Origin of the sequence: Actinophytocola sp. NPDC049390 (assembly GCF_044466355.1) — a bacterium.
GTDB lineage: Bacteria > Actinomycetota > Actinomycetes > Mycobacteriales > Pseudonocardiaceae > Actinophytocola.
This window is the reverse complement of sequence record NZ_JBITMQ010000001.1, coordinates 655,070-665,374: the sequence shown is the minus strand read 5'-3', so window position 1 is coordinate 665,374 and position 10,305 is coordinate 655,070. Positions and strand designations below refer to the sequence as shown.

8 protein-coding genes are annotated in these 10,305 nt (G+C 69.0%); 3 read left to right on the top strand and 5 right to left on the bottom strand.

The window, feature by feature from the left end; genetic code table 11:
• Positions 1-359: 359 nt before the first annotated feature.
• The 3 genes from ACIBVP_RS03015 to ACIBVP_RS03005 all read left to right on the top strand — a co-directional run bounded on the left by ACIBVP_RS03015 (position 360) and on the right by ACIBVP_RS03005 (position 5,509).
• Positions 360-3,299, top strand: coding sequence for a glycoside hydrolase family 48 protein (locus ACIBVP_RS03015; RefSeq protein ID WP_396104267.1), 2,940 nt, complete (start codon positions 360-362; stop codon positions 3,297-3,299).
• A 134-nt stretch (positions 3,300-3,433) separates the two neighbouring features.
• Entirely contained in the window at positions 3,434-4,735 is a 1,302-nt protein-coding gene (locus ACIBVP_RS03010; protein WP_396104266.1) for a cellulase family glycosylhydrolase, read from the top strand.
• A 204-nt stretch (positions 4,736-4,939) separates the two neighbouring features.
• A complete protein-coding gene (locus ACIBVP_RS03005; protein WP_396104265.1) occupies positions 4,940-5,509 on the top strand; it encodes a dihydrofolate reductase family protein in 570 nt (189 codons plus the stop codon).
• A 1-nt stretch (position 5,510) separates the two neighbouring features.
• Here the strand turns inward: ACIBVP_RS03005 and ACIBVP_RS03000 are convergent, their stop codons facing one another.
• Genes ACIBVP_RS03000 through ACIBVP_RS02980 form a run of 5 tightly spaced genes read right to left on the bottom strand, consistent with a single transcriptional unit; the run spans position 5,511 to position 10,300 of the window.
• A complete protein-coding gene (locus tag ACIBVP_RS03000; protein WP_396104264.1) occupies positions 5,511-6,527 on the bottom strand; it encodes a LacI family DNA-binding transcriptional regulator in 1,017 nt (338 codons plus the stop codon).
• Positions 6,524-7,432: an ABC transporter ATP-binding protein gene (locus ACIBVP_RS02995; RefSeq protein ID WP_396104263.1), complete on the bottom strand. Its 909-nt coding sequence runs from the start codon at positions 7,430-7,432 to the stop codon at positions 6,524-6,526. The genes ACIBVP_RS03000 and ACIBVP_RS02995 overlap by 4 nt, the downstream gene beginning before the upstream one ends.
• Positions 7,432-8,382, bottom strand: a complete 951-nt coding sequence (locus ACIBVP_RS02990) for an ABC transporter ATP-binding protein (protein WP_396104262.1) — start codon at positions 8,380-8,382, stop codon at positions 7,432-7,434. The genes ACIBVP_RS02995 and ACIBVP_RS02990 overlap by 1 nt, the downstream gene beginning before the upstream one ends.
• Positions 8,382-9,311, bottom strand: coding sequence for an ABC transporter permease (locus tag ACIBVP_RS02985; protein WP_396104261.1), 930 nt, complete (start codon positions 9,309-9,311; stop codon positions 8,382-8,384). The genes ACIBVP_RS02990 and ACIBVP_RS02985 overlap by 1 nt, the downstream gene beginning before the upstream one ends.
• Positions 9,308-10,300: an ABC transporter permease gene (locus ACIBVP_RS02980; RefSeq protein WP_396104260.1), complete on the bottom strand. Its 993-nt coding sequence runs from the start codon at positions 10,298-10,300 to the stop codon at positions 9,308-9,310. The genes ACIBVP_RS02985 and ACIBVP_RS02980 overlap by 4 nt, the downstream gene beginning before the upstream one ends.
• Between the last annotated feature and the right edge of the window lie 5 nt (positions 10,301-10,305).

The following is a 10,305-nucleotide window of genomic DNA, read 5'->3' as shown; positions in this document are numbered from 1 at the left end:
GGCTGGCTGGCCAGGGCTGGCCGGTTTCCCGCATACCGGGGTTGGGTCGGACGCCGTGGGGCTCGGGATGGTTTTCGTCTGTTATCTCCCCCCCCCCCCCCCCCCCGCCTCCAGCTCCGTCAAGGGAGGTGCGGCACGTTTCTCGGCGGCCCAGACGCCCGCTGGCGGCGTTGCCGAAAAGCCCAAGTACAACCCGGTACGAGCGGCTTTCCGGCGCCTTGCCAGCGAACGCCTGGATCCACCGATAAACGCACCGACCTCCCTTGACGAAGCTAGACCCCGGCTCGGGGTCGATGTGTGCCCGCGCGGCCCCGAGCCGGTCCCACCTGTTCGCAGTACAACCGCTCGAGGAGGACCCTGTGAGATCCCGACTACCGGTGCGCTTCGGCAGAGCGCGCCCCGTCACGGCACTGGCCGCCGCCGTGGCACTCACGGCCGCGGTCACCAGCGGTGTCGAACCGGTGGCCGCCGCGGCCGACGTGTCCTGCACCGTGGCCTACTCCGTCACGAGCGACTGGAACTCAGGTTTCGGCGCTTCTGTATCGATCCGCAACGAGGGCACCGAGGTCATCCCCGACTGGAACCTCCAGTGGACCTTCGCCGACGGTCAGCAGATCACCCAGCTGTGGAACGGTTCCTTCACGCAGTCCGGTGGCGCGGTGAGCGTGCGCGGCGCGGACTGGCAGCGCAACATCAACGCAGGCGCGTCCGTCTCGTTCGGGTTCAACGGCAGCAGGACCAGTGCGGGGAACCGTGCGCCGACGGACTTCACGGTCAACGGCGTGGCGTGCGTCGGCCCGAACCGGGCGCCGACGGTGGCGCTGACCAGCCCCGACAACAACACGGGCTACGCGGTCGGCTCGCCGATCCCGCTCGCGGCGAACGCCGCCGACAGCGACGGCAGCGTCGCGTCGGTCGAGTTCTACGCCGGCACCACCCGGCTCGGTGCCGACACCACCGCGCCGTACGAGTTCTCGTGGACCGATGCGGCCGCCGGCGAGTACTCGGTGACCGCGCGGGCGGTCGACAACCTCGGTGCGGCAACGGTGTCCGCTCCGGTCGCGGTGCGCGTGCTCGCGGCACCGGCGGTGGTCGCGACGCCGTCGACGGTCCGCGTCCGGCAGGGTGAGACGGCCACTGTGGACGTGAAGCTCGCCACCCAGCCGACCGGTTCGGTCACGCTGAACGTGGCACGCACCGCGGGCAGCACCGACCTGACGGCCACGCCCGCGACGCTCACGTTCGACCAGAACTCCTGGAACACCGCGAAACCCGTGACGGTCACGTCCGCGGCGAACGGCGGCGCGCTGGCGTCGGCGACGTTCACCATCAGCGGCACGGGGCTCACCCCGGCCACCCTGGACGTGGCGGAGATCGACGCGAACGCGTCGGACTACCGGGCGGCGTTCCTCGAGCAGTACAACAAGATCAAGGACCCGGACAGCGGGTACTTCCGCGACTTCAGCGGGTTGCTGGTGCCGTACCACTCGGTGGAGACCCTCCTGGTGGAGGCGCCGGACCACGGTCACCAGACGACGTCCGAGGCGTTCAGCTACTACCTGTGGCTGGAGGCCGCGTACGGTCAGCTCGAGGGTGACTGGGCGCCGTTCAACGCGGCGTGGGACTCGATGGAGCGGTTCATCATCCCGTCGCACGAGGACCAGCCCACCAACGACAAGTACAACGCCGCCGACCCGGCCACCTACGCGCCGGAGCACCCGAGGATGGACCAGTACCCGGCGGTGCTGGACGGCAACGTCCCGGTCGGGTCCGACCCGATCGCGGCCGAGCTGCGCAGCGCCTACGGCACACCGGACATCTACGGCATGCACTGGATGCTGGACGTTGACAACACGTACGGCTTCGGCCGGTGCGGTGACGGCACCACCGCGCCCGCGTACATGAACACCTACCAGCGCGGGTCGAGCGAGTCGGTGTGGGAGACCATCCCGCAGCCGTCGTGCGACACGTTCGCGCACGGTGGTCCGAACGGGTACCTCGACCTGTTCACCAAGGACGCGAGCTACGCGCGGCAGTGGAAGTACACCAACGCACCGGACGCCGACGCGCGTGCGGTCCAGGTGGCCTACCTCGCGAAGCAGTGGGCGACCGCGCAGGGCAAGGGCGCGGACGTGGCCGAGGTGGTGGAGAAGGCGTCGAAGATGGGCGACTACCTGCGGTACGCCATGTTCGACAAGTACTTCAAGCGGGTCGGCAACTGCGTCGGCCCGTCGACGTGCCCGGCCGGTTCCGGCAAGGACAGCGCGCACTACCTGATGTCGTGGTACTACGCGTGGGGCGGCGCGACGGACACCTCCGCCGGGTGGGCGTGGCGCATCGGCGACGGCGCCGTGCACCAGGGCTACCAGAACCCGCTCGCCGCGTACGCGCTCGCCAACGACCCGGACCTGCGGCCGGTCTCGGCGACCGGCGCGACGGACTGGGCGGAGAGCCTCGACCGGCAGCTGGAGTTCCTGCAGTGGCTGCAGTCCGCCGACGGCGGCATCGCCGGTGGCGCCACGAACAGCTGGGACGGCCAGTACGGCACTCCCCCGGCGGGTTCGTCGACGTTCTACGGCATGTACTACGACTGGCAGCCGGTGTGGCACGACCCGCCGTCGAACCGCTGGTTCGGTTTCCAGGTCTGGGGTCTGGAGCGGGTCGCCGCCCTGTACCAGCAGACCGGTGACGCGCGGGCCAAGCGGATCCTCGACAAGTGGGTGCCGTGGGCCATCGCGAACACGACGGTCGGCACGGGTGGCGACTTCCAGATCCCGTCCGACATGGAGTGGACCGGCCAGCCGGACACGTGGAACCCGTCGTCGCCGGGTGCCAACGCGAACCTGCGCGTCCGGGTGCTGAACCACAGCCAGGACGTCGGTGTCGCGGCCTCGTACGCGAAGGTGCTGCTGAACTACGCGGCGAGGTCCGGTGACGCCGCCGCCAGGACGACCGGTGAGGGCCTGCTGGACGCGATGCTCGCCCACACCGACTCGATCGGCATCGCGACGCCGGAGACGCGGACCGACTACAGCCGCTTCGACGACGAGTACAACTCGTCGACCGGTGAGGGCGTGTACGTGCCGCAGGGCTGGACGGGCGAGATGCCGAACGGCGACCCGATCGCCGCGGGTGCGGACTTCCTGTCCATCCGGTCGTTCTACCAGGACGACCCGCAGTGGCAGAAGGTCGAGGACTACCTGAACGGTGGCCCGGCGCCGACGTTCACCTACCACCGGTTCTGGGCGCAGGCCGAGATCGCGACCGCGTTCTCGCTGCACGTGGAGCTGTTCGGCTAGCGCACCACGAATGGTGTGCGCACACCGCCGTGTGCGCACCGCAGGCCCGGTCCCGCCAGCCGCCGCTGGCGGGACCGGGCCACCCACGTTTCGGCGAAAGCGGGAGGACGGAGATGAGGAAAACACTGGCGTTGGTGGCTTTCGTGACAGCCGCGTTGTGTATGCCGGTGACCGCTTCGGCGGCACCGGCGGGTTTCCACGTGTCGGGCGGCAAACTGTACGAGTCCAACGGGAACGAGTTCGTGATGCGTGGCGTGAACCACGCACACACCTGGTACCAGCAGCAAACCGGTTCGTTCGCCGACATCAAGGCACTGGGCGCCAACACCGTTCGCGTCGTGCTGGCGTCCGGTCAGCGGTGGACGAAGAACGACACCGCGGACGTGGCGAACGTGGTGTCGCTGTGCAAGCAGAACAAGCTCATCTGCGTGCTGGAGGTCCACGACACGACGGGCTACGGCGAACAGTCCGGCGCCGCGACGCTCGCGCAGGCCGTGGACTACTGGCTGTCTGTCAAGTCGGCGCTGGCCGGCCAGGAGAAGTACGTGATCGTCAACATCGGCAACGAACCCTACGGCAACCAGGGCTACCAGACGTGGGCGTCGGACACGTCGACGGCGATCCAGCGCCTGCGCGCGGGCGGCTTCACCCACACGATCATGGTGGATGCCCCGAACTGGGGCCAGGACTGGACGTTCACGATGCGCGACAACGCCGCGCAGGTGTTCGAATCCGACCCCGACCGCAACACGGTGTTCTCCATCCACATGTACGGCGTCTTCGACACGGCGGCCGAGATCAACGACTACCTGACCCGCTTCCGCACGGCGGGCCTGCCCATCGTGGTCGGCGAGTTCGGCCACGACCACTCGGACGGCAACCCCGACGAGGACACCATCCTCGCCACCACCAGGTCCATGGGCATCGGCTACCTGGGCTGGTCGTGGAGCGGCAACGGCGGCGGCGTCGAGTACCTCGACATGGTCACGAACTTCGATCCCGCGCAGCTCACGACGTGGGGCCAGCGACTCTTCAACGGCACCGACGGCATCAAGGCAACGTCCCGCGAGGCGACGGTGTACGGCGGCGGCACCCCCGACCCGGACCCCGAACCCGGCGCGTGCACGGCGAGCTACCACGTGGTCGGCCAGTGGCAGGACGGCTTCCAGGGCGAGGTCACGGTGACCAACCGCCAGGCCACCACCATCGACGGCTGGCAGGTGCGGTGGACGTTCCCGTCCGGGCAACGAGTCACGAACATGTGGCACGCGACCCCGACCCAGACCGGCGCGGACGTGGTGGCCGCGAACGCCTCGTACAACCCACGCATCCCGGCGGGTGGCTCGGTGACGATCGGGTTCACGGCCTCGTGGTCGGGCACCAACACGGACCCGACCACGTTCGCCCTGAACACGACCACCTGCACGGCGGCGTAGTCCGGAACGACCGGCCGGGCAGCGCCGTCCCGGCCCCCTGGAATGAAGGACCCCTTCAGAACGCCCAGCGTGACGAAGGGGTCCTTCATTGCGTTGAGCGTGAGGAAGGACCCTTCATCACGGTCGGGAACCGCGACGATGTCGAATACTGTCGTGGCCGTTCGTAGCCAAGGTGAGAGACCACCTCACCCCAGGGAGACCGCCATGACCGCCACCTACACCTTCGACATCTTCACCACCCTCGACGGCTTCGCCTCCTACACGGAAGACGGCGACTGGGGCGGTTACTGGGGCAAGCAAGGCCCCGAGTTCCTGGACCGCCGCCTCGCCCTCTACGGCGAAGAGCAGCGCCTCGTCCTCGGCGCCAACACCTTCCGCCAGTTCCAGCAGGCCCTGGGCCCCGAGGTGACCGACCCGGTCAACACCCGCATGAAGCACATGCCGACCACCGTGATCTCGTCCACGCTGCGGAACCCACTCGACTGGCCGAACGCAACCGTCATCAGCGGCGACGCAGTAGAAACACTAGCCCGCCTCAAGCAAGAGTCCGACATCCCGCTGCGCTCCCACGGCAGCCTGTCGCTGAACCGCGCACTGATGGCCGCAGGCCTGGTCGACCGCGTCCAACTGACGATCTTCCCCGTGATCACCGGGAGGACCGGCACGGAACCGATCTTCCAGAACGCCGCCGACTTCGACCTGGACCTGATCGAGAGCCGCACCCTCGACGGTCACACCCAGGAACTCATCTACCGACCGACGCCGCACCTGTGAGTCACTCGGGCCGAGCAGTGCTCCCCCGCACCACCAACCGCGGCGGAGCCTGCTCAACCTCGGTGACAACCTCCCCGTTCAGCAACGCCAGCAGCCGAGCCGCCACCTGGGCCCCGTAAGCGGTGACGTCCCGGCTGAGCGCGGTCAACGGCGGATGCGTGATCTCGCACAACACCGAATCGTCCCAGGCCATCAACGACAGATCTCCGGGCACACGCACCCCCATCTCATGCGCGACGGCAACCCCGGCCACCGCCATGACGTCGTTGTCGTACACGATCGCGGTCGGCGGCGACGCGGACGACAGCAACCGGCGCGTGGCCTGCGCCCCCTGCTCCGGGCTGTAGTCGGTCCAAATGGTCTCCGACCACTCGAGACCGAGCCGCGCCGACACCGACTCGAACGCCTCCGTCCGCAGCTCCGTGTGCAGCATCCCCGGCACCCCGCTCACCCGAGCGATCCGCCGGTGCCGCAGCGCCGCCAGGTACTCCATCACCATCACCATGGCGCCGGCGTCGTCGATCCACACCCCCGGCAGCGCACCGTGGTGCCCGGGCCCGCCGACGACGATCGCAGGCAGCCGCAGCTCCTCCAGCACGGGCACGCGCACGTCGTCCTTGCACAGGTCGATCAGGAACACCCCGTCGACCCGGCGTTCCGCCCACCACCGCCGGTACGTGGCGATCTCCGCCTCGTGGTCCGGCACGACCTGCAGCAACAACGCTGTCTGGGACGAGGCCATCGCCGACTCCATGCCGGAGATCAGCTTCATGAAGAACGGCTCGATCCCGAGCGTGCTCGCCGGCCGCGCCAGCACCAGCCCGAACGCCCCCGCTCGCGCACCGGACAGCGCCTTGGCCGCACTGTTCGGGTGCCAGCCCATCTCCAGCGCCAGCCGCAGCACCCGCTGTCTCGTCGTCTCCGACACGCCCGGCTGGCCGTTCAGGGCGTACGACACGGCGCCCTTCGACAGTCCCGCCTTCTTGGCGACGTCGGCGATCGTCACTCGTCTGGTCACGCTGACTCGCTCTTCCGTCCATGGTGGACACGCTCGGTGTCGAAGCATGCCACGAAGTGACCGTCGTCGACGTACTCCATGGGCGCGTCGCACTCGTGGACGCCGAAAGACGGCACCGGCAGGTCCTCCCACCGGGTGCCGAGCCGGGGCACCGACGCCAGCAGCGTCCGCGTGTACGGGTGGCGCGGGTCGCCGAACACCTTCTCCGTCAGACCCCGCTCGACGACCGCGCCGCGGCGCAGGATCACCGTCTGGTCGGACAGGTAGTTGCCCAGCGACAGGTCGTGCGTGACGAACAGGACCGCCAGCCCGCGTTCCTTGAGGTCGGCCAGCAGGTTCAGCACGTCGATCCGCGTCGACGCGTCCAGCATGCTGATGATCTCGTCCGCCACGAGCAGCCTGATGTCCAGCAGCAACGCCCTGGCCACCAGCATCCGCTGCAGCTGACCACCCGAGAGCTGGTGCGGGTACCGGCCGAGCACCAGGTCCGGGTTGAGGTTGACCGACGCGACCGCGTCGGCCACCCGGTCGCGCCAGTCGCCGTCGGACACCCCCGGGAAGTACGACCGGCGGATGGTGGCGAACACGCGGTCCGCCCGGAAAACGGGGTTGTAGCTGCTGAACGGGTCCTGGAACACGCCCTGCGCGTGCCGGTAGTACTCCTTCAGGCCGGCACCGGACAGCCGCGCGATGTCGGTGCCCTCGAACGTGATCGTGCCGGTCGTCGGGCGGGAGAGCCGCAGGATCATCCGCCCGATCGTCGACTTGCCGCTGCCGCTCTCCCCGATCAGCGACACGACCTCGCCTGGCCGCAGCTCGAAGCTCACGTTCCGCACCGCGGCCGTGGTGCCGCGGCCGAACGCGCCGGTCCGGAACGTCTTGGACACACCCTCCAGGCGCAGCATCAGACCGCCTTCCAGCAGGCGACCCTGTGGTTGGGCGCGATCTCGACGAACGGCGGCTGTTCGGCGCACCGGCCGAACGCGAGCGGGCACCGGTCCCGGAACCGGCAGCCCGGCGGCGGGTCGAGCAGCGCGGGCGGGCTGCCCGCGATGCCGGTCAGCCGTTTGCCGCCGTACCGCACCCCGACCTCCGGCAGCGCGGAGATCAGCAGCTGGGTGTAGGGGTGGCGGGGTGTGCTGACCAGCGTCTCCGTCGGCGCGGACTCGGCGAGCCTGCCCGCGTACATGACCGTGATCGTGTCGGCGACCTGGTACACGAGCGACACGTCGTGGGTGATCACGATCATGCTGCGCACCAGGTCGTGGTCGCGGAACGAGGCCAGCGCGAGCGCCACCGCGCGCTGCGTGGACACGTCGAGCGCCGAGGTCACCTCGTCGGCGATCAGCAGCGACGGGTTCAGCAGCGTCGAGATCACCATGACCATCCGCTGCTTCATGCCGCCGGACAGCTCGATCGGGTACCGGTCGAGCACGGCGCGGTCGAGCCCGACGAGGTCGAGGCGCCGGTTCAGCTCGTCGCGCACCGAGGCGAACCTGATCTTCCGCGACTCGACCAGCTCGCGAACCATCTTCCCGATCTTGCGGGTCGGGTTCATCGCGCTCATCGCGTACTGCGGCACGATCGACACGTCGGCGAACCGGAAGCGGTTCATCGCGTCGGTGTCGCCGATCGGCAGCTCGGCGCCGTCAAGGGTGACCGTGCCGCCGACGTGTCGCATCCGGTTGTCCATCCGGATGAGGCTCTTGCCGAGTGTGGTCTTGCCGGACCCGGACTCGCCGACGAGCCCCATGATCTCGCCGTCCGCGACGGAGAACGTGACGCCGTCGAGCGCGCGCACGTCCCCGGCGAGGGTGCGGTAGTGGACCCGGAGGTCCTTGACACCAAGCGCCATCACGTCTCCCGGAGCTTCGGGTTGAAGACCTCGTCGAGGCCGACGTTCATGATGTACAGCGCCCCGACGATCGTCGTGATGCCCAGCCCCGGCGGGACGAACCACCACCACAGGCCGAGGTTCATCGCGCTCCACTGCTTGGCCTGGTTGAGCATCAGGCCAAGCGAGGTCCCCTCGGTCGGGCCGAGGCCGATGAAGTCCAGGGTGGCCGCGAACAGCACCGACCCGCCGAACAGCAGGATGAACACCATGAACAGGTAGGACGCCATGTTGGGCGCGATCTCGCGGACGATGATCCGCCGCACCGGCATGCCCGACAGCCGTGCGAGGTCGACGAACTCCCGCGCCCGCAGCGTCAGCGTCTGCGAGCGCACCGCCCGCGCCACCCACGGCCACGAGAACACCCCGATGATCACGGCCTGGGCCTCGACGCTGCGCACCTCCAGGTACGCCGCGATGATCATCAGCACCGCGAGCACCGGCAGCACCAGCACGATGTTGGTGATCATGTTGAGGATCTCGTCGACGAGCCCGCCGCGGTAGCCGGACGTGAACCCGATGACCATGCCGAGCACGCCCGCGATCAGCGCCGCGACCGCGCCGACGAAGAACGACGACCGCAGCCCGTGGAGGAACTGCGCGAACACGTCCTGCCCGAACGTCGTGGTGCCGAACCAGTACTCCCCCGACGGCGCCGCGGCCGCCGGACCGACGTACGCGTTCGGGTCACCGGCGAAGAACAGCGGCCCGATCAGCGCGGCCAGCACGAACACCAGCACGACCGCGAACCCGCCGACGAGCTTGCGGTTGCGCACCGCGAAGTACAGCGCCTCCCGCCGCACGGCGGTACCGCGCACGGTCGCGACGCCGGGCACGGTGGCCGCCGCACCCGGCGCCGTTTGCCCGGTGCCGGTCTTCGGTTGCGTCATGAGCCGCTCCCCATGCCGACCCGCGTGCGCGGGTCCACGAGCACGTAGACGATGTCGATGACGAAGTTCGCCAGCAGGACCCCGATGACGATGAACAGGAACACGCCCTGCAGCAGGAACAGGTCGCTCGTCTTGATCGCCTCCAGCACCAGGTAGCCCAGCCCCCGGTAGTCGAAGACGATCTCGGTGACGACCGCGCCGCCCACGATCACGCCGAGCTGCAGCGCGAGTCCGGTGACCTGCGGCAGCACCGCGTTGCGGAAGGCGTACCGGCGCACCAGCTTCTGCGGTGCGCCGAGCGCGCCGAGGTAGTGCGCGTAGTCCGCCTCCAGCTCGTAGATGACCATGTTGCGCATGCCGATGGCCCAGCCGCCGAACATCACCAGGAACAGCGACAGGAACGGCAGGAACCAGTGGCTGATCAGGTCGGTGACGAACAGCCACGAGATGGACGGCTCCAGTGACGCGCTGAAGCTGCGGCCGACCGGGAACAGGCCCGCCACCTTGCCGAGCGCCCACGCGAGCAGGATCGCGAGCCACATGTACGGCGTCGCGGTCAGCACGTACCAGACCGGCAGGACCGTGTTGTCGAGCACCTTCTTGCGTGCCGCGTACGCGCCGAACCTGTTGCCCGCCCACCAGCTCAGCAGGATGGCGGGCAGCAGCAGGCCGAGCGTGTACGGCAACGCCTCGAAGATGATCGTGCTCACGGACTTGGGGTAGGCCCACAGGCTGACCCCGAAGTTGCCGCTGAACAGCTCACCCCAGAAGTTGAGGTATTGCTGCCACCACGGCAGGTCGAAGCCGAACAGGTTCGTGTAGTACTCGCGCATGGCCGCGACCCCGCTCGCGTCCTGCAGCCCGGCGCGCGCCACCATGGCGCGCACCGGGTCGCCGGGCATGAAGCGCGGGATCAGCCAGTTGATCGTCACCGCGACCACGAAGGTCAGGGCGTAGATCGCGAGCTTCCTGCCGAAGTACCGTCCCATCGCGT

Coding starts and splice junctions, on each gene's coding strand:
- ACIBVP_RS03005 (WP_396104265.1), top strand. CDS start 4,940: ATGACCGCCACCTACACCTTCGACATCTTCACCACCCTCGACGGCTTC.
- ACIBVP_RS02995 (WP_396104263.1), bottom strand. CDS start 7,432: ATGCTGCGCCTGGAGGGTGTGTCCAAGACGTTCCGGACCGGCGCGTTC.
- ACIBVP_RS02990 (WP_396104262.1), bottom strand. CDS start 8,382: ATGGCGCTTGGTGTCAAGGACCTCCGGGTCCACTACCGCACCCTCGCC.
- ACIBVP_RS02985 (WP_396104261.1), bottom strand. CDS start 9,311: ATGACGCAACCGAAGACCGGCACCGGGCAAACGGCGCCGGGTGCGGCG.
- ACIBVP_RS02980 (WP_396104260.1), bottom strand. CDS start 10,300: ATGGGACGGTACTTCGGCAGGAAGCTCGCGATCTACGCCCTGACCTTC.